Annotated in this window: 16 protein-coding genes; 9 read left to right on the top strand and 7 right to left on the bottom strand. The window is 71.7% G+C overall.

Annotated elements, in window-relative coordinates; all coding sequences use genetic code 11:
• Positions 1-127: 127 nt before the first annotated feature.
• Positions 128-481, top strand: coding sequence for a hypothetical protein (locus PHZ_RS18065; RefSeq protein WP_041373689.1), 354 nt, complete (start codon positions 128-130; stop codon positions 479-481).
• A gap of 7 nt (positions 482-488) precedes the next feature.
• Here PHZ_RS18065 and ligD read toward each other — a convergent pair whose 3' ends face one another.
• From ligD to otsB, 3 genes are read right to left on the bottom strand one after another with little or no spacing between them, the layout of a single operon-like run.
• Positions 489-3,152: a DNA ligase D gene (ligD, locus tag PHZ_RS18060; RefSeq protein WP_012523806.1), complete on the bottom strand. Its 2,664-nt coding sequence runs from the start codon at positions 3,150-3,152 to the stop codon at positions 489-491.
• A gap of 10 nt (positions 3,153-3,162) precedes the next feature.
• Entirely contained in the window at positions 3,163-4,563 is a 1,401-nt protein-coding gene (gene otsA, locus PHZ_RS18055; RefSeq protein ID WP_012523805.1) for an alpha,alpha-trehalose-phosphate synthase (UDP-forming), read from the bottom strand.
• The gene (otsB, locus tag PHZ_RS18050) at positions 4,560-5,282 is read right to left on the bottom strand and encodes a trehalose-phosphatase (RefSeq protein ID WP_012523804.1); all 723 of its coding nucleotides are present in this window, start codon (positions 5,280-5,282) and stop codon (positions 4,560-4,562) included. The genes otsA and otsB overlap by 4 nt, the downstream gene beginning before the upstream one ends.
• 181 nt (positions 5,283-5,463) lie before the next feature.
• On the opposite strand from otsB, the gene zwf reads away from it, so the two are divergent.
• Positions 5,464-6,927, top strand: coding sequence for a glucose-6-phosphate dehydrogenase (zwf, locus tag PHZ_RS18045; protein WP_041373687.1), 1,464 nt, complete (start codon positions 5,464-5,466; stop codon positions 6,925-6,927).
• A gap of 13 nt (positions 6,928-6,940) precedes the next feature.
• On the opposite strand, the gene PHZ_RS18040 is transcribed toward zwf, so the two are convergent.
• Together PHZ_RS18040 and PHZ_RS18035 are read right to left on the bottom strand one after the other, a co-directional pair.
• On the bottom strand, positions 6,941-7,186 hold the full coding sequence (locus PHZ_RS18040) for a hypothetical protein (RefSeq protein ID WP_041373686.1): 246 nt from the start codon (positions 7,184-7,186) through the stop codon (positions 6,941-6,943).
• Positions 7,187-7,242: 56 nt separating this feature from the next.
• Positions 7,243-9,147: a glycoside hydrolase family 15 protein gene (locus tag PHZ_RS18035; protein WP_012523802.1), complete on the bottom strand. Its 1,905-nt coding sequence runs from the start codon at positions 9,145-9,147 to the stop codon at positions 7,243-7,245.
• A 139-nt stretch (positions 9,148-9,286) separates the two neighbouring features.
• Between PHZ_RS18035 and pyk the strand changes: the two genes are divergently transcribed.
• From pyk to PHZ_RS18005, 6 genes are read left to right on the top strand one after another with little or no spacing between them, the layout of a single operon-like run.
• A complete protein-coding gene (pyk, locus tag PHZ_RS18030; RefSeq protein WP_012523801.1) occupies positions 9,287-10,699 on the top strand; it encodes a pyruvate kinase in 1,413 nt (470 codons plus the stop codon).
• Positions 10,700-10,735: 36 nt separating this feature from the next.
• Complete coding sequence (gene pgl / locus PHZ_RS18025; RefSeq protein WP_012523800.1) at positions 10,736-11,392, top strand: 6-phosphogluconolactonase; 657 nt, start codon at positions 10,736-10,738, stop codon at positions 11,390-11,392.
• Between the two features lie 19 nt (positions 11,393-11,411).
• Complete coding sequence (gene edd / locus PHZ_RS18020; protein ID WP_012523799.1) at positions 11,412-13,226, top strand: phosphogluconate dehydratase; 1,815 nt, start codon at positions 11,412-11,414, stop codon at positions 13,224-13,226.
• A complete protein-coding gene (glk, locus tag PHZ_RS18015) occupies positions 13,226-14,197 on the top strand; it encodes a glucokinase (protein ID WP_012523798.1) in 972 nt (323 codons plus the stop codon). Before edd ends, glk begins: the two co-directional genes overlap by 1 nt.
• Positions 14,194-14,829, top strand: coding sequence for a bifunctional 4-hydroxy-2-oxoglutarate aldolase/2-dehydro-3-deoxy-phosphogluconate aldolase (gene eda, locus PHZ_RS18010; RefSeq protein WP_012523797.1), 636 nt, complete (start codon positions 14,194-14,196; stop codon positions 14,827-14,829). Before glk ends, eda begins: the two co-directional genes overlap by 4 nt.
• A 2-nt stretch (positions 14,830-14,831) precedes the next feature.
• The gene (locus tag PHZ_RS18005; RefSeq protein WP_041373685.1) at positions 14,832-15,092 is read left to right on the top strand and encodes a hypothetical protein; all 261 of its coding nucleotides are present in this window, start codon (positions 14,832-14,834) and stop codon (positions 15,090-15,092) included.
• Positions 15,093-15,095: 3 nt separating this feature from the next.
• Here PHZ_RS18005 and PHZ_RS18000 read toward each other — a convergent pair whose 3' ends face one another.
• Together PHZ_RS18000 and PHZ_RS17995 are read right to left on the bottom strand one after the other, a co-directional pair.
• Positions 15,096-15,878, bottom strand: coding sequence for an enoyl-CoA hydratase/isomerase family protein (locus tag PHZ_RS18000; RefSeq protein WP_012523796.1), 783 nt, complete (start codon positions 15,876-15,878; stop codon positions 15,096-15,098).
• Positions 15,875-17,041: an acyl-CoA dehydrogenase family protein gene (locus PHZ_RS17995; protein WP_012523795.1), complete on the bottom strand. Its 1,167-nt coding sequence runs from the start codon at positions 17,039-17,041 to the stop codon at positions 15,875-15,877. Before PHZ_RS17995 ends, PHZ_RS18000 begins: the two co-directional genes overlap by 4 nt.
• Positions 17,042-17,112: 71 nt before the next feature.
• Here PHZ_RS17995 and PHZ_RS17990 point away from each other — a divergent pair, with 71 nt between their 5' ends.
• On the top strand, positions 17,113-18,336 hold the full coding sequence (locus PHZ_RS17990; RefSeq protein WP_012523794.1) for a CaiB/BaiF CoA transferase family protein: 1,224 nt from the start codon (positions 17,113-17,115) through the stop codon (positions 18,334-18,336).
• Positions 18,337-18,346 lie beyond the last annotated feature (10 nt).

Here is an 18,346-nt window from a genome sequence, read left to right as displayed (position 1 = left end):
TCTTCGTATGGCCGGTATGTAGCCCCGGCCGTGTTTCGCGATTGTGTCCGGCACGGGTGCGGCGGAGGCGGGGAACCGAACAGGCTCTGCCGCTGTTGGCTCCGGCGGAACTGCTGGAGGAACCCCCATGCGAGCGGCTGTGGTCCTGGGGTGCGCGGCCCTGGCCTGCGCCGGACTGACGCTCGGCGCGTGCGCCACGACGTCGCCGGACAAGACGGTGGCCGGCCTCGATCGCAGCGACGCCAAGTGGAAGTCCAAGCGCTGCGTGGCCGCCCGCAAGGAGGCCGCCGCCTTCGACGAGAACAAGGACGGGCGAATGGCGATCGCCGTCGTCGGCAACCTGGTCGTGCCATTCGCCGGCAGCGCGGCGTCCTACGCCATGAGCCGTCTGAAGGACGACGAGCGGCAGGCGCTGAACCACAAGGTCCGCGCCGCGTGCGTCTCGGACCCGCTGGCGAAGCGGCGGGTGGCGCGGCGCTAGCGGCGGCTCACTTCAGCTTCCGGATGGCGTCCTTCAGCGGGCGCTCGGCGTCGCAGTAGTCGGCCCAGGCCTTGGTCTTCTTCAGCAGGGCGGGCGCGGTGCGGATCGTCCACCGCTTCGGCTCGAGGCCCGTCTTCACCTGGTCCCAGGTCAGCGGGAAGGACACCGGCGCCAGGGGACGTCCGCGCGGCGAGAGCGGGGCCACCGCCGTCGACATCCGGTCGTTGCGCAGATAGTCGAGGAAGATCCGTCCCTTGCGCTTGGCCTTGGCCATGTTGACCACGTAGCGGTCGGGGGCGTCGGCGGCGATCGCCAGGCAGACGTCGCGGGCGAACGCCTTGGCCGTCGGCCAGTCCATCTCGCCTTTGCCGGCTTTGAGGGGCGTGACCACGTGCAGGCCCTTGCCGCCGGTGGTCTTGCAGAAGGCGGCCAGGCCCAGGCTCTCCAGCCGCTCCTTCACCTCCCAGGCCGCGTCGATCACCCGCTGAAACGGGATGGCCTCGTCGGGATCAAGGTCGAAGACGAGCCGCCCCGGGACCTCGGGCTGGCCGGGCTGGCAATTCCACGGGTGGTATTCCACGGCCCCGATCTGGGCGAGGGCGGCCAGGGCCTCGATCCGGTCGATCTGGATGTACGGCTTATGGTCGCCGAAGACCTGCACCTCGGAGATCAGCGCGGACGATCCCTTGCCGGCGTGGCGCTGGAAGAACCGCTGCTGGCCCTCGATCCCGTCCGGCATGCGGATGATCGAGCAGGGCCGGCCCTTGATGTGCTCCATCATCCACGGGCCGACCGTCTCCAGGTAGCGGGCGAGGTCCAGCTTGGTGACCACGCCGCCCTTGCCGTCGTCGGGCCAGAGCGCCTTGTCCGGATTGGACAGGACGACGCCCATGACGACGTTGTCTCCCGCCCTGGGCTTGGCCCTGGGCTTGGCCCTAGGCTTGGTCGCGGGTTTCGCCGGCGCCGTTCTGGGCCCGGCTTTCGCCTTGCCGGCCGGCGCGGGCTCGGCGAGCTGCGTCTTCGCAGGCGTCTCGGCCTCCACCTCGGCGGCGGGCTTGTCCTCGCGCAGGCCCTTGAAGGACGCTTGGCGGACGTTGCCGTCGCCGGTGAAGCCGGCGAACTCGATCTCGGCGACCAGTTCGGGCCGGGCCCAGTTGATGTCGCCGCTCTTGCGAGGGGCGTTCGGGCCCGTGAAGGGGCTCTTGTCCGAGGCGACCTTCTCCAGGCGCGGAAGCACGCGGCCCACCGTCTCGCGGCCGAAGCCGGTGCCTACCCGGCCGACATAGACGAGCTTGCCGTCGCGGTTCACGCCCACCAGCAGCGAGCGGAGCTGGCCGCGCTCGCCGGTCCAGCCGCCGATCACCACCTCGTGGCCGGCGCGGCACTTGGACTTCTGCCAGGTATCGGAGCGGCCCGAGCGGTAGGGCGCGTCCAGACGCTTGGAGACGATGCCCTCCAGCGACATGCGGCAGGCCGACTTCAGCACCGCGTCGCCGGCCGTCTCGAAGTGGGCGACGTAGCGGATCCGCCGCTCCAGGCGCTTGCCGGCCGCCGCCACGGCCGCCTCCAGCCGGCTCTTGCGCTCGGTCAGCGGCAGGGCGCGCAGGTCCTCGCCGTCCAGGAACAGGGCGTCGAACACGAAGAACACCAGGTCCGCGGTCCTGTCCTCGGACAGCGCCGCCTGCAGGGCCGGAAAATCGGGCGAGCCGTTGTGGTCCAGGGCGCAGGCCTCGCCGTCGTAGAGGCCGTCGGGCAGGGGCTTCGCGTCGGCGGCGATCTCCTTGAACTTGGCCGTCCAGTCCAGGCCCGCGCGGGTCTTCAGCGTCGCCTTGCCGTTCTCCACGCGCAGCTGCAGCCGATAGCCGTCGAACTTGATCTCGTGGCCCCAGCCGGCGCCCTGCGGCGGCCGGTCCACCGACTTGGCGAGCTGGGGGGCCACGAACCCGGGCAGGGCAGCGGCCTTCAGCTTCGGCGCCGGCGCGGCCTTTTCGGCGGCGGGCGGCGGAGCCTTCGGGTCGGCGCGGTTGGACTGCCAGACGTCCTTGCCCGAGGCGCGGCCCTTGCCGGTCATGAATTTCGTCGGACCCTTGCCCTTGCCGGCCTCGATCTCGTCCATGGCGCGGCCCGAGGCGACCGAGCTGGTCTCTCCCTCGACGAGGAACTCGCCGTGGTCCTCCACCGACCAGCCGTCGTGGTGCTTGATCAGCAGCCAGTTGTCGCGCTTCTCGCGCTCGCGGCGCTTCATGCGGACCAGCACCCACGAGCCCTTCAGCCGCTCGCCGTCCAGGGTGAACTTCAGGTCGCCCTTCTTCAGCATGGCCCTGGCGTCGCCCTCGGGCTCCCAGTAGCCGCGGTCCCACAGCATCACCGTGCCGCCGCCGTACTGGCCCTTGGGGATCGTGCCTTCGAAGTCGCCGTAGTCGAGGGGGTGGTCCTCGGTCTGCACGGCCAGCCGGCGGTCGGCGGGGTTCAGCGACGGCCCTTTGGTCACCGCCCACGACAGGAACACCCCGTCCAGCTCGAGCCGGAAGTCGTAGTGCAGGCGGGTGGCCGCGTGCTTCTGGATCACGAAGCGCAGGCGCCGGGAGGCCTTCGTCTTCTCGGCCCCGGCCGGCTCGGCCGTCTTGGAGAAGTCGCGCATGGCCCGGTAGCGGGCGAGCTTGTCGGCCAAGCGCTCCTCCTCAGCTGGCCAGGGCGGGCGCCTGCGCCTTCTGGCCGGCGAGGGCCTGGACGAAGGCGTCGCGCCAGGCGGTGACGTCCTCGCGCTGGACGGTCTCGAAGAGCGCGCTCCAGCGGCGGATCCGCTCGGCCTTGTCCATGGCCAGCGCCCGCTTGAGGGCGTCGGAAATCTCCTCGGCGCTGTTCGGGTTGACCAGCAGGGCGTCCGGCATCTGCCGCGCCGCGCCGGCGAAGCGCGAGAGGACCAGCACGCCCGGATCCTCGGGGTTCTGCGCCGCCACGAACTCCTTGGCGACCAGGTTCATGCCGTCGCGCAGCGGCGTGACGAGCCCGACCCGGGCCGCGCCGTAGATCCCCGCCAGCTCGTCCCGGCGGTAGTTCTTGTTCACGTAGCGGATCGGCGCCCAGTCCACGTCGGCGAAGGCGCCGTTGATGCGGCCGGAGAGGGAATCCAGCCGCTCGCGGATCTGCTGATAGGCCTCGACGCTCTCGCGGCTGACCGGCGCGATCTGCAGCATCAGCACCTCGCGGCGCATGTCCGGGTTCTCGGTCAGGAACCGTTCGAAGCCGAGGAACCGCTCCTCCAGGCCCTTGGAGTAGTCCAGCCGGTCGACGCCCACGATCAGGTGGCGGAAGACGGTGCAGGCGGTCATCAGGTCGCGCATGCGCCGGGCGCGACTGTTGCGCAGCAGGCGCGCGAAGTCCTCGGCGTCGATCCCGATCGGGAAGGCGCCCACCTCCACCCGCCGCCCGAAGGCCTCCAGCACCCCGGGCTCGGGCTGGGAGCCGCCGGCCTCGCTCAGCACGTACTCCTCGAAGGCCTGCTGGTGCTCGGCCGTCTGGAAGCCGACGAGGTCGTAGTCGAACATCGCCTCCACCAGCTGGCGGTGGCGCGGCAGGTTGATGAACACCTGGTGGGCCGGCCAGGGGATGTGCAGGAAGAAGCCGATCCGGTTCTTCACGCCCAGCTTGCGCAGCTCCCGCCCCAGCGGGATCAGGTGGTAGTCGTGAATCCAGATCAGGTCGTCGGGCTCGATCAGCGGCGCCAGCGTGTCGGCGAAGCGGCAGTTCACCCGCCGGTAGCCCTCGCCGTAGCTGCGGTCGAAGGCGGCCAGGTCGTTGCGGTAGTGGAACAGCGGCCACAGCGTCTTGTTGGCGTAGCCGTTGTAGTACTCGTCGAGGTCCGTCTCCTCGAGGTCGACCGTGGCGGCGGTGACCCCGCCGACCTTCTCGATGTTGAGCTGGCCGGTGAACTCGGGCGTCGTCTTGCCGCTCCAGCCGAACCACAGGCCCGAGTATTCGCGCAGCGCCGCCGCCAGGGCCATGGCCAGGCCGCCGACGCTCTCGTCGCCTTCGCCCGAGGGCGGGTTCACGCGGTTCGAGACGACGATCAGCCGGTTCATGACGCCGCCTCCAGCCAGGCGATCACCGCGTCCACGCCAGGCAGGCGGAACTGGGCGTGGGTCCGCCGCTCGGGGCCGACCAGGACGCCGAAGCCGCCGAGCCGCGCCGCCGCCTCGAAGCCGTGCTCGTCCGTGGCGTCGTCGCCCACGAAGATCGGCCTTGCGCCATCGAACAGGCCGGCCTGCATGAAGGCGCGCACGGAATCGCCCTTGGTCGGGCCGGGGGTGCGCAGCTCCTCGACCATGTCGCCGTCCTGCACGGTCAGGCCGGTCTCGCCCGCGATCTCGTGGGCCAGCGCGCGGGCGGCGTCGGCCTGGCTGCGGGCCAGACGGAAGTGCAGCGCGACGCTGGCGCCCTTCTCCTCGACCAGCAGGCCCGAGTCGCGGGCCGCGAAGTCGCGCAGCCGCTGCACGGCCTCGGCCAGCCGCGGATGCGCCGGCTCCTCGTGCACCTGGCCGTCGGCGCCGCGCCGGACCAGGCCATGGACGGCGGCCACGCAGGGAACCCGCCGCTCCAGGATCCGGTCCACGTCGGAAAGGGTGCGGCCGCTGACCACGGCGAGGCGGCCGTCCAGCCCCGCCTCCAGCTTCTCCAGCAGCCGGGTGCGCCTGGGATCGGGACGCACGTCCTGCGGCCGGGCGGCGATGGGCGCGAGGGTGCCGTCGAGGTCCAGGAACAGCGCCGCACCGCTCAGACGCAGCGGTTTCGGCGCAGGCAAACCGATTTTAAGAGCTTCCACTGACATGCAGGATCCCAACCCCCAGGCCGCTGCTTAACGCTCGGGGGCACATATTCGATCCGAGCTTGGCTGTAGCGAGGGCGGCGGCTAGGCCTTGACGCAAGGGCGCCCTTCGCGCTGCCTTCCCGGCTCCGCGCGCAGTCTAACCGAAGGAAACCAGATGGCAGAGACGCCACAGGCCGATGCGATCGTGCTGTTCGGCGGCACGGGGGACCTCGCGCGGCGGATGCTCCTGCCCTCGCTCTACTTCCTCGACGCCGACGGCTTCCTGCCGGACGGCTTCCGGGTCGTGGCCACGGCGCGCCAGGAGATGAGCCGCGAGGCGTTCCGCGACGAGGTCCACGCCGCCCTCAAGGCTCGCGCCGAGGGGCTGGACGAAGCGGCCTGGCGCCGGTTCGCCGAGCGGCTGGACTATGTGGCCGCCGACGCCACCCATGCCGAGGGCGCGGCGGCGCTGAAGGAGGCCCTGGGCGAGGCCCGCCGGCCGATCTTCTACCTGGCCCTCTCGCCCAGCCTCTACGGGCGCGTCTGCGCGGCCCTGGCGGGCGCCGGCCTGGCGGGCGAGGGGACCCGCATCGTGCTCGAAAAGCCGATCGGCCGGGACCTTCAGAGCTCGCGGGTGATCAACGCCGCCGTGGGCGAGGTCTTCGAGGAGGACCGGATCTTCCGCATCGACCACTACCTCGGCAAGGAGACGGTCCAGAACCTGATCGCCCTGCGGTTCGCCAACACGCTGTTCGAGCCGCTCTGGAACAACCAGCTCATCGACCACGTGCAGATCACCGTAGCCGAGACGGAAGGGGTCGGCGACCGCTGGCCCTACTACGACGAGTACGGCGCCCTGCGCGACATGCTGCAGAACCACATGCTGCAGCTCCTCTGCCTGGTGGCCATGGAGCCGCCCACCGACATGGAGCCGGACTCGGTCCGCAACGAGAAGGTGAAGGTGCTGAAGAGCCTGCGGCCCTTCACCCGCGCCGACGCCCAGAACGCCTCGATCCGCGGCCAGTACGCCGGCGGGGTGGTCGGCGGGGCTGCGGCCCAGGCCTACGAGGCCGAGCGGGGCCAGCCCAGCGGGACCGAGACCTTCGTGGCGCTGCGGGCCGACATCGACAACTGGCGCTGGGCCGGCGTGCCGTTCTTCCTGCGCACCGGCAAGCGCCTGCCCGAGCGGCGCACCCAGATCGCGATCCAGTTCAAATGCGTGCCGCACTCCATCTTCGGCGAGGACAGCCGGCACGACCTGGTGGCCAACCGCCTGGTCATCGACCTGCAGCCGGACGAGGACATCGAGCTGCTGCTGATGAACAAGGCGCCGGGGATCAGTCAGGGCGGCATGCGCCTGCAGTCCCTGCCCCTGTCGCTGTCGCTGCTGCGGGCCTACTCGGGGCCCGGCGCACGCCGGCGGATCGCCTACGAGCGGCTGCTGCTGGACGTGATCCACGGCAACTCCACCCTGTTCGTCCGCCGCGACGAGGTGGAGGAGGCGTGGAAGTGGGTGGACGGGGTGGCGCAATCCTGGGCCGACGCCGGGATGGCGCCCAAGACCTATCCGGCCGGCTCCTGGGGACCGCCGGGCGCCTTCGCGCTCATCGAGCGCGTCGGGCGGGCCTGGTCGGACTAGCCGCGTCTTCGCTCTAGCCCGTGTTGTCTCCCGCCGCCGCGGGCGTCGGGTCGCCGAAACGGAACGGGTCGTCGTCCAGCGCCATCCGCACCTTGGAGATCTCCTGCGAGGTCTCCAGGATCTCGACCACGTCGTAGAAGGCGCGCGCCTCGTCGAACTCGCCCTTCTGCGACAGCCTGTCGGCGACCAGCTCCTGCAGCCGGCCGATCAGCGCGTTGGCGGCCTGCAGCGCCTCGCGCAGCTTGGTCTCGTCGGTCATGCCGGAACTACCCGCGACGACGGCGAAGGTTCCCGGGAGGGGGTCTCGGCTCGGTCCTACCGGACGCTCGACCAGGGCTCGGACAGCAGCATGGCGCAGTTGATCAGCCCGACCAGCGAGTAGGTCTGGGGGTAGTTCCCCCACAGCTCGTCGCCGGTGAACGAGATGTCCTCCGACAGCAGGCCCGCGGCCGTCCGGCGCTCCAGCATCTCCTCGAACAGCGCGCGCGCCTCGTCGCTGCGGCCCGACAGGTGCAGGGCCTCGATCAGCCAGAAGGTGCAGAAGTTGAACGCGGTCTTGGGCACGCCGAAGTCGTCGGCGATGGCGTAGCGCAGCATGAACGGGCCGCGGCGCAGGCCGTGCTCGACGGCCGCCATGGTGGCCTGCATGCGTGGGTCGTCCGGCGACGCGAACCGCACGTCCACGAGCTGCAGCAGCGAGGCGTCCAGCTCGTCGCCGTCGAAGGTGGCGGCGAAGCGGCCCTCGGCCTCGTTCCAGGCCCGCGCCTCGATGGTGGCGCGGATCCTGGCGGCCCGGTCGTTCCAATAGGCCGCCCGCTCGGTCAGGCCCAGCTTGACCGCGGCGTTGCCCAGCCGGTCGCACGCGGCCCAGCACATGACCGACGAGTAGGTGTGCACCGCCTCGCGGCCGCGGAACTCCCAGAGGCTGGCGTCCGGCTTGTCGTGCAGCTCGAAGGCCCGCTCGGCGATCGGCTCCAGGGCGCAGAAGTCGTCCACCGTGGCGGGGCGCAGCAGCCGCTCGTCGAAGAACGCCTGCACGGTGGACAGGATGATCTGGCCGTAGACGTCGTGCTGCATGTGCTCGTGCGCCTGGTTGCCCACCCGCACGGGCCCTATGCCGCGATAGCCGCGCAGGTGGGGCGCGATCCACTCGGTCAGCACCGGCTCCATGCCGACGCCGTAGACGGGCTGCACGTGGCCGGCGCGGCCCCGGTCGACGCCGCAGGGCCCGAGCCCCGGCAGGGCCGGCTGGCCGTTTCCGTTCGGACCGCCCTCGATCGAGCCGCGGCCGGCCTGGTCGACGATGTTGCGCAGGTAGCCCAGGTAGTTCTCCAGGATGTCGGCCGCGCCCAGCCGGTTGAGGGCCTGGACGACGTAGTAGGCGTCGCGCAGCCAACAGTACCGGTAGTCCCAGTTGCGGCCGGCGCCGTCGTCGGCGGCGTGCTCCGGGACCGAGGTGGTGAGGGCCGCGACGATGGCCCCGGTCTCCTCGTAGGTGCACAGCTTGAGCGTGATGGCCGCGCGGATCACCGCCTCCTGCCACTGCAGCGGCACGGACAGGGTGCGCACCCAGCGCCGCCAGTACTCGGTGGTCTCGCGCAGCATCCGCTCGGTGACGGTGGCGACGTCGGCGTCGAGGCCCTCGTCCGGTCCGAGGAAGAAGCCCAGCGGCTCCTCCAGCCGGAAGGTGCGCGCCTCCTGCACGTGGCTGACCGGGCAGTCGGTGGTCAGGCGCAGGGTCATGACCTCGCCGACGAAGCGGATGTGGTTCGAGCCGGCGGTCTGGTAGCAGGCCCGCTCGCCGTAGTTCATCATCGGGCTCAGCCGCACGCGGATGCGCGGCGCGCCGGCGAGCGGACGCACGATCCGCACGAAGGCCATCGGCCGGTACTGCCGGCCCAGGTGGCGGTAGCGGGGGCAGAAGTCGATGATCTCCACCGCAGCGCCGTCGGCGGTGCGGATCTCGGTCCGGAGTATGGGGGTGTTGCGCAGATAGGCCTGGGTGATCTCGGCGGCGCCCTCCACGTCGATCGCCCACAGGCCCTGCGCCTTCTCCGCCGCCGGATCGCGGCCGTCCAGCAGGGCGCAGAACACCGGGTCTCCGTCCACCCGGGGAACGCAGGCCCAGATGTAGCGGCCGGTCCGGTCGATGAGGGCGCTGGCGGCGCAGTTGCCGATCGGGAACAGGTCAAGCGTCTGGCTCAACAGGCGTATCTCCATGCTGCGGGCGCGGTCACGTCATAGCCCCCCGTTTCCGCTCGACGTGAGTTAAACGTGATTGGATAACTTTGGCGCCGGAAGCTCGCGACTCGCTTGCGCGTTCGTCAGAGCCCGCTCCCAGGAAGACCGACGGAAGATTATGATCCGAGCCCGCCGCGCGCGCATCGTCGCGACCCTTGGCCCCGCCAGCCGCGACCTCGACAAGGTGCGCGAGCTCGCCCTGGCCGGCGCCGACGTGTTCCGGGTGAACTTCAGCCACGGGACCCACGCCGACCATGCGCGCACGATCCAAAACGTGCGCAAGGCCGAGCAGGCGGTCGGTCGCCCCATCGCCGTCCTCGCCGACCTGCAGGGGCCCAAGCTGCGCCTCGGCCGGTTCGCCGAGCGTTCGGCGCCGCTGAAGGCGGGCCAGCGCTTCCGCATCGACATGGACAAGACGCCGGGGGACTCGGAGCGGGTCGGCGTGCCCCACCCCGAGGTGTTCGCCGCCATCCGCGAGGGGGCCGTGGTCCTGCTGGACGACGGCAAGGTCCGGCTGCGGGTGGTCAAGCACGGCCCCGACTGGGCCGACACCGTCGTCGAGGCCGGCGAGCAGCTCTCGGACCACAAGGGGCTGAACCTGCCGGGCTCGGCCATCCCCATTCCCGCGCTCACCGAGAAGGACCGCAAGGACCTGGCGTTCGCCCTGCAGGAGGGCGTCGACTGGGTGGCGCTGTCGTTCGTCCAGCGGGCGTCCGACATGGCGGAGCTGCGCCAGATCGTGGCCGGCCGGGCCGGGGTTCTTGCCAAGATCGAGAAGCCGGCCGCCCTCAACGCGCTCGACGAGATCCTCGACCTCTCCGAGGCGGTGATGGTCGCCCGCGGAGATCTCGGCGTCGAGCTCGCGCCCGAGGAGGTGCCGGTCGCCCAGAAGCAGCTCATCCGCGCCGCCCGGATGCGCGGCATCCCGGTGATCGTGGCCACCCAGATGCTGGAGTCGATGATCCACTCGCCGACCCCGACCCGCGCCGAGGCCTCGGACGTGGCCGGCGCGGTCTACGAGGGCGCCGACGCGGTGATGCTCTCGGCCGAGACGGCGGCGGGCGACTATCCGCTCGAGGCGGTCTCGATCATGGACCGCATCATCACCCGGGTGGAGCAGGACCCGCGCTGGTCCGAGCTGATGCGCGCCCAGCACGAGGTGGGCGACGCCGACGCCCTCGTCTCGGCCGCCTTCCACGCCGCCGAGACGGCCTCGGCCGCCTGCGTGGCCGCCTTCACCCTCACCGGCCAGACGGCGCTGCGGCTCGGGCGCGAGCGGCCGGTGCAGCCGACGCTGGCGCTGACACCCCGGCTCGCCACCGCCCGCCGGCTCGCCCTGGCGTGGGGCGTCGAGGCGCGCGTGGTGGCCGACATCCGCGACCCCGAGGACATCCCCAAGCTCGCCTGCCACGAGGCCATGGCCGCGGGCTTGGCCGGCCCCGCCCAGCGGATCCTGATCCTGGCCGGCCTGCCGATGGGCGCGCCGGGCGCGGCCAATATCCTGCGGCTGGCGCACACCCCTCGGCGCTAGGCGCCATCCGCCGCGCGGCGCGTTAAGGTGGCCTGGATGCTGGAAACCTATTCCTCCGCCGACGCCCTGGGCGAGGCCTGCGCGCACGCCGTCGCCGCCTGCCTGTCCGAGGCCCTGAAGACCCGCGGACGGGCGGGGCTGGTGGCTACCGGCGGCCGCTCGCCGGGCCCCGTCTACGACCGGCTGGCCAAGGCCAGGCTGGACTGGGCGCGGGTGGTCGTCACGCTGTCGGACGAGCGCTGCGTGGAGGCTTCGTCGCCCGACTCCAACGCCCGGCAGGTCCGCGAACGGCTGCTGGTCGGCGAGGCGGCCAAGGCGCACCTGCTGCCGCTCTGGCCAAGGCCCGATCCGGCGGCGATCCGGGCCCTGCTTCCGTTCGATGCGGTCCTGCTGGGGATGGGCGAGGATGGCCATGTCGCGTCGCTGATCCCGGGCGATCCGGGGCTTGCCCATGCGCTCTCCACGAAGGAGCATCTCGTCGATGTGCCGGAAGGGCTCGGCAAGCCGCCGACCGCCCGTGTCAGTCTGACGATGTCTGCCCTGACCCAGGCTCGCAGCGTCTTCCTCTTGATCGCGGGGGACGCTAAGCGCGAGGTGATCCGGCGCGCCCAGGCCGGCGAGGATCTGCCCGTGGGGCGGCTGCTCGCGGGCTCGGCGGCGCCGGTGCGAATCTTCTGGTCGCCCACCCACTAGCCCCGCAAAGGACGCGCCCATGCTGCATCCCGTCACGGCCGAGGTCACCCAGAGGATCGTCGAACGCAGCCGGGAGAGCCGCGCCGACTACCTGGCCCGGATGGAGGCCGCCCGCGGCCAGTCGCCCGGCCGGGGCAAGCTGTCCTGCGCCAACTGGGCCCACGCCTTCGCCGCCTCGCCCGAGGGCGACAAGCAGCGGATGCGCGACCCCGCGGCGCCGAACGTGGCCATCGTCTCGGCCTACAACGACATGCTCTCGGCCCATCAGCCGTACGAGCGCTTCCCCGCCATCATCAAGCACGCGGCTCGCGAGGCCGGCGCCACCGCCCAGTACGCCGGCGGCGTGCCCGCCATGTGCGACGGCGTCACCCAGGGGCGGCCGGGCATGGAGCTGTCGCTGTTCAGCCGCGACGTGATCGCCATGTCGACGGCGGTGGCCCTGACCCACGACGCCTTCGACGCGGCCCTGATGCTGGGCATCTGCGACAAGATCGTGCCCGGCCTGTTCATCGGCGCCGCCGCCTTCGGCCACCTGCCGGTGATCTTCGTGCCGGGCGGGCCGATGACCTCGGGGATATCCAATTCCGAGAAGGCGCGGGTCCGCGCGCTGTACGCCGAGGGCAAGGCGACCCGCGACGAGCTGCTGGACTCCGAGATGAAGTCCTACCACGGCCCCGGCACCTGCACCTTCTACGGCACGGCCAACTCCAACCAGATGATGATGGAGCTGTCGGGCCTGCACCTGCCCGGCGCGGCCTTCGTCACGCCCAACACCCCGCTGCGCGACGCCCTGACCGCCGCGGCTCCTCGCCGGGCGCTCGAGATCCGCGACGGGACCAACGGCTACGCCCCGTTCTCGGCGGTGGTGGACGAGAAGAGCCTGGTGAACGCGATCGCCGGCCTGCTGGCCACCGGCGGCTCGACCAACCACACCCTGCACATCCTGGCCATGGCCCGCGCCGCCGGCGTGCGGATCACCTGGGAGGACATGGACGACCTCTCGCGCGTGACGCCGCTGATCGCCCGGGTCTATCCGAACGGGACCGAGGACGTGAACGCCTTCCACGCCGCCGGCGGCATGGCCTTCGTCACACGCCAGCTGCTCGACGCGGGCCTGGCCCACGAGGACGTCATGACCGTCGCCGGCCCCGGCCTTCGCCGCTACCAGCAGGAGCCGTTCCTCGACGGCGGCCGCCTGGTCTGGCGCGAGGGGCCCGCCGCCACCCTCGACCGCGACATCCTGCGGCCGGCGGACGACCCCTTCCAGGCCGAGGGCGGCCTGCGGCTGCTGACCGGCCCGCTCGGCCGCGGCGTCATCAAGACCTCGGCGGTCAAGCCTGAGCACCGGATCGTCGAGGCCCCGGCCCTCGTGTTCGACGACCAGGAGGCGCTGCTGGCGGCGCACAGGCGCGGCGAGCTGAACCGCGACTTCGTGGCCGTGGTCCGCTTCCAGGGGCCGAGGGCGAACGGGATGCCCGAGCTGCACTCGCTGACGCCCGCGCTCGGCGTCCAGCTCGACAAGGGCTTCAAGGTGGCCCTGGTCACGGACGGGCGGATGTCGGGCGCCTCGGGCAAGGTGCCGGCGGCGATCCACATGACTCCCGAGGCGGCGGACGGCGGGCCGCTGGCCCGGGTGCGGGACGGCGACGTCATCCGCCTCGACGCCGAGGCGGGACGGCTGGAGATCAAGGTGGAGGTGAAAGAACTGATGGCCCGCGAGCCGGCGACCGGCCGGTCCTCCGAGGTCGGCTACGGCCGCGAGCTGTTCGGCTGGATGCGCCGGGCGGCCGGGCCCGCCGACACGGGCGCCTGCGCCCTGTTCGAGGCGGCCTGATGAAGCCGCAGTACGCAGGCCTGGTGGGCGACGTCGGCGGCACCCACGCCCGCTTCGCCCTGGTGGACGTCGAAGGGCGCATCCGCAACCCGCGCACCTTCGAGTCGCGCGAGTACGGCAGCCTCACCGACATCGTCGCCGAGTACATCCAGACCACTGCGGGGAAGCGGCGGCCGCCCCGGGCGGTGATCGCGGTGGCCGGGCCGGTGCTCGACGGCGAGATCGAGTTCACCAACCTCGACTGGCACGTCACCGAGGGCGACCTCCTGGCCCACTTCGAGTTCGAGGCGGTCAAGCTGATCAACGACTTCGCGGCCCAGGCGCTGGCGTGCCCGCGGCTGGACGCGGGCGACCTGCGGGCCATCGGTCCCGACCTCGGCCGCGGCGCCTACGACTGTCCGGTGGTGGTCCTGGGCGCGGGCACGGGCTTCGGCGTGGCGGGCGTGGCGCGCAGCGAGCGCGGCGACGTGGCCGTGGCGACCGAGGGCGGCCACGCCGCCTTCGCCCCCACCGACGAGATCGAGGTCGAGCTCTGGCGCCGGCTGAAGGCGCGCTACGGCCGGGTCTCGATCGAGCGGCTGCTGTCGGGGCAGGGGCTGTTCGACATCTACCAGGGGCTGGCGGACATCGAGGGCCGTCCCGCGCCGCTCGCCGACCCGCCGGCGGTGATGACCGAGGGGCTGGCGGGCGATCCCCTGGCCGGCGCGGCGCTGGACCGGTTCGCCGGCATCCTGGGCTCGGTGGCCGGCGACCTCGCGCTCAGCTTCGGGGCCCGCGGCGGGGTCTATGTCTCGGGCGGCATCGCCCCGCGCATGGCCGACCGGCTGGCCGCCGGCCCCTTCCGCGCCCGCTTCGAGGACAAGGGCCGCCTCTCGGACTATGTTCGCGGCGTCCCGACCTATCTCGTGCTGCATCCCTATCCGGCCATCGTCGGCGCCGCGCGCGAACTTGAGCAGATGGAGCGTCTATGACCCTGCCCGACATCCTGACCCGCGCGCCCGTCATCCCGGTGCTGGTGGTGGACGACGTGGCCCACGCCGTGCCCCTCGGCCGGGCGCTGGTGGCGGGCGGCCTTCCGGTGCTGGAGGTCACGCTCCGCACGCCCGTGGCCCTGGACTGCATCCGCGCCATGTCCGGGATCGAGGGCGCCATCGTCGGCGCCGGCACCGTGCTGAACCGTCAGATGCGCCGCGCCGCGGCCGAGGCGGGCGCGAAGTTCGTGGTCAGCCCGGGCCTGATCGAGGGCGAGGGCCCCGACGGCCCTGCGCCGCTGCTGCCCGGCGTCGCCACGGCCACCGAACTGATGGCGGGCCTCGCGGCCGGCTTTACGCACTTCAAGCTCTTCCCGGCGAACATCGTCGGGGGGGTCGACGCCCTGAAGGCCTACCAGAGTCCCTTCCAGCAGGCGAAGTTCTGCCCCACCGGCGGGGTCGGCGCGAAGAACGCCGCCGAGTACCTGGCCCTGCCGAACGTGATCTGCGTCGGCGGCAGCTGGGTGGCCCCGGCCGACGCGGTCCGCGCCGGCGACTGGGACCGGATCACCGCGCTCGCCCGGGAAGCCGCGGCCCTGGCGCCCCGCGCCCCGGCGCCGGTGGAGGGCTAGGGGTGGCCGACCGGGCCAACGAACAGCTCCGCTGGGTGGTCACCGCCCGCGCCCGCCCGGGCGAGCCCGGCTCGGCCGTGGTCAGCGTCCTGGGCCGCAACGCCATGATCCCCGAACTGGCCTTCGACATGGCCGTGGACTGGCATCCGGGCGCCGAGGCGGCCGACGTGGAGGGCAGGGCGCTGGTGATCCTGTCGCTGCTGTTCAAGGAGCTCGCCGCCGAGTGCGAACGCGCCGCCGGCGAGCGGTTCAACCTGGGCTGAGCCTCAGCGGCCGACCCAGTTCCCCGGGCGGCGCTCGGCGACGGCGCGGACGCCTTCCTTGAAGTCCTCGGTCTGGCGCAGCAGCGCCTGCTCCTGGTGCTCGTGCGCCGTCTGGGCCTTCACTGCGGCGGCGAGGTCGGCGCGCAGGGTCTTGCGCGTGGAGACGACCGCCAGGGGCGCGTTCTCGGCGATCTCGTGGGCGAGCCGCAGGGCGGCGGCGCGCACCTCCTCGGCCGGGACCAGTTCGTCCACCAGGCCCCAGGCCAGCGCCTCCTCGGCCTTGATCCGCCGGCCGGTCAGGAACATCAGGCTGGCGCGCTGCTGGCCGATCACCCGCGGGAGGGTGTGGGTGAGGCCGAAGCCGGGATGGAACGCCAGCTTGACGAAGTTGGCCACGAACCGCGCCTCGGGCGCGGCGACGCGGAAGTCGGCCGTCAGCGCCAGGCCCAGGCCCGCGCCCACCGCCGCGCCTTGCACGGCCGCGACGATCGGGGTCTCCACCGAGAACAGCCGCACCGCCTGGGCGTAGAGCGCCTGCACCCCGTCCATGCCCGAGGCCACCTTGTCGTCGGGCGAGGAGAAGTCCGCCCCGCCGCAGAACGTCCGGCCCTCGGTCTGCAGCACAATGGCCCGGGCCGTGTCGTTGTTGTCGATCGCGTCCATGGCGTCGGCCAGGTCGCGCATGAACTCCACCGAGACGAAGTTGTGCGGGGCCCGGTCCAGGGTGACCACCGCCACGTGTCCGTCCATCGCCACGGTCACGTGGTCGCCGAAAGCCGATTTCATCTTCTCGTCCCCAGGAGGTTTCGGGCCACCACCCATTTGTGGACTTCCGTGGGCCCGTCGTAGATCCGCATGGTGCGGAGCTTGGCCTGCATCAGCTGCAGGGGCAGCTCCTTGGTCATGCCCATGGCGCCGAACGCCTGCATGGCGCGGTCGACCGTCTCATAGGCCATCTCGGTCGCATACCACTTGATCATGCTGATCTCGGAGCGGACGTCGCGGCCCTGGTCCAGCTTCCAGGCGCAGTCGTAGGTCATCAGCCGCGCGGCGTGGATCTTCGTCGCGGCCTCGGCCACCCACCACTGGATGGCCTGGCGCTCGGACAGCGGGACGCCGAAGGTCTTCCGCTGGGGCGCATAGTCCACGACCATGTCCAGCGCCCGCTGCGCCATGCCGACCGACCAGGCGGCCATCTGGATGCGCCGGGTCCCCAGCCGCGTCTGCATGGGCGCGAAGCCTGCGCCCTCCTGGCCCAGCAGCTTCCAGCCCTCGACCCGGCAGCCCTCCAGGGCGATCTCGTAGGTATACTGTCCGCCCAGCATGGGGATCCGGCGCAGGACGTTGAAGCCGGGAGTCCCCTTGTCGACGAGGAAGGCCGAGACGCCCCCGCGGGCGCCCTTCTCCTTGTCGGTGACCGCCATCAGGATGGTGAAGTCGGCGTGGTCGGCGCGGCTGATCCAGATCTTCCGGCCGTCGATCACCCAGTCGTCCCCGTCGCGCACGGCGCGGGTGGTCATGGCCGCCGGGTCCGAGCCGGCGCCGGGCTCGGAGATGCCGATCGCCGAGACCGTCTTGCCGGCCACGTAGGGCGCGAGGTAGGCCGCCCGCTGGCGCTCGTCGACGGTGGCCATCAGCATGCGCAGGTTCGGGCTGTCGGGCGGCAGGGTGTAGGGCGTGACGGTGCGGCCCAGCTCCTCCTCGACGCCGACCATGGCGACCATCGGCAGGTCCGAGCCGCCGACGTCCTCGGGCGCGTCCAGGCCCCAGAGCCCAAGACGGCGGGACACCTCGTCCAGCCGGGCGTGCTCCTCGGGCGCGAGATAGGCGCCCTTGCCCTCGGCCTCGCGGGCCATGACTCCGGCCTCCAGCGGCGTGAGCTCGTCGCGGACGAACCTGGCGACCAGGTCCTTGAGCATGCGGTGCTCTTCGGACAGCTCGAAGTCCACTGGCCTCCCCCGGCGGAAATTGGTGTTGTGGTGGCATCATAGCGATGCGCCGGTCACAGGGGAGACGTAACGTGGGGGAAGCCAAGCGGCTTGCGGACAAGGCCACCGGACCGCTCGCCGGGATCCGGGTCCTGGACCTCACCAGCGTCGTGAACGGCGCCTACGGCACCCAGATCCTGGCCGACCAGGGCGCCGATGTGATCAAGCTGGAGGACCCCGGCTCGGGCCGCGGCGACGGCGGCGACATCATGCGCTGGGCGGGCCACACGCCCGAGGGCTGTCCGCGCGACATGGGCCCGATCTTCCTGACCATCAACCGCAACAAGCGCTCGATCCTCTTGGACCTGAAGCAGGAGAGCGCGCGGCGCGCCCTGCGGCGGCTGATCCGCACCTGCGACGTCTTCGCCACCTCGATCCGCTACGAGGGCCTGAAGCGCCTGGGCCTGGCCTACGAGGATGTGGCGCAGGTACGGCCCGACATCGTCTACGCTCACGCCGCCGGCTACGGCTCGGACGGGCCCTATGCGGGCGAGCCCGCCTACGACGACCTGATCCAGTCGGCCTCGGGCATGGCCGACATCCTGCCGCGCACGGACGGGAACCCGGTTCCGCGCATCCTGCCGACGCTGATCGCCGACAAGGTCTCGGGCCTCTTCTTCGCCCAGAGCGTCACCGCCGCCCTGCTGCACCGCCAGCGCACCGGCGAGGGCCAGTTCGTGGAAGTGCCGATGTACGAGTGCGTGACGAGCTTCCTGCTGGTCGAGCACCTCTACGACCGCGCCTACGAGCCGCCGACCGGCCAGTGGGGCTACCAGCGGGTGATCAATCCCAACCGCAAGCCGTTCCGGACCAAGGACGGCTACATCGGCCTGCTGCCCTACACCGACCGGCAGTGGGACCAGTTCTTCGACGCTGCGGGTTTCGGCGAGGCGGTGAAATCCGATCCCCGCTTCGCCGACTATGCGACGCGGGCGAAGCACACGCGCGAGCTCTACGGCCTCATCGAGCAGGCCGCGGCCACCAAGACGACCCAGGAGTGGCTCGACATCCTCAAGCCGCTGTCGATCCCGGTGGTGAAGACCAACACGTTCGAGGACCTGGACGCCGATCCGCACCTGCAGGCGGTGGACTTCTTCCAGACCTACGAGCACGCCGAGGTCGGCCGCTACCGGATGATCAAGCCGCCGGTGAAGTTCTCGAAGTCGCCGGCGAACATCCGGCGTCACGCGCCCAGGCTCGGCGAGCACACCGAGGAGGTGCTCGCCGAGGTGAGCGACCCGGCGAAGGCCGGGTAGCCGGGTCCGC

Origin of the sequence: Phenylobacterium zucineum HLK1 (genome assembly GCF_000017265.1) — a bacterium.
Classification (GTDB): domain Bacteria; phylum Pseudomonadota; class Alphaproteobacteria; order Caulobacterales; family Caulobacteraceae; genus Phenylobacterium; species Phenylobacterium zucineum.
Note: the sequence above shows the minus strand (reverse complement) of the source record. Positions and strands in the feature narration are given on the sequence as shown.

Bases quoted from the DNA above. Each gene is read 5' to 3' on its own strand.
- PHZ_RS18000 (WP_012523796.1), bottom strand. From the start codon at position 15,878: ATGAAATCGGCTTTCGGCGACCACGTGACCGTGGCGATGGACGGACAC.
- zwf (WP_041373687.1), top strand. From the start codon at position 5,464: ATGGCAGAGACGCCACAGGCCGATGCGATCGTGCTGTTCGGCGGCACG.
- eda (WP_012523797.1), top strand. From the start codon at position 14,194: ATGACCCTGCCCGACATCCTGACCCGCGCGCCCGTCATCCCGGTGCTG.
- pyk (WP_012523801.1), top strand. From the start codon at position 9,287: ATGATCCGAGCCCGCCGCGCGCGCATCGTCGCGACCCTTGGCCCCGCC.
- pgl (WP_012523800.1), top strand. From the start codon at position 10,736: ATGCTGGAAACCTATTCCTCCGCCGACGCCCTGGGCGAGGCCTGCGCG.
- PHZ_RS18035 (WP_012523802.1), bottom strand. From the start codon at position 9,147: ATGGAGATACGCCTGTTGAGCCAGACGCTTGACCTGTTCCCGATCGGC.
- otsA (WP_012523805.1), bottom strand. From the start codon at position 4,563: ATGAACCGGCTGATCGTCGTCTCGAACCGCGTGAACCCGCCCTCGGGC.
- PHZ_RS18040 (WP_041373686.1), bottom strand. From the start codon at position 7,186: ATGACCGACGAGACCAAGCTGCGCGAGGCGCTGCAGGCCGCCAACGCG.
- glk (WP_012523798.1), top strand. From the start codon at position 13,226: ATGAAGCCGCAGTACGCAGGCCTGGTGGGCGACGTCGGCGGCACCCAC.
- edd (WP_012523799.1), top strand. From the start codon at position 11,412: ATGCTGCATCCCGTCACGGCCGAGGTCACCCAGAGGATCGTCGAACGC.
- PHZ_RS18065 (WP_041373689.1), top strand. From the start codon at position 128: ATGCGAGCGGCTGTGGTCCTGGGGTGCGCGGCCCTGGCCTGCGCCGGA.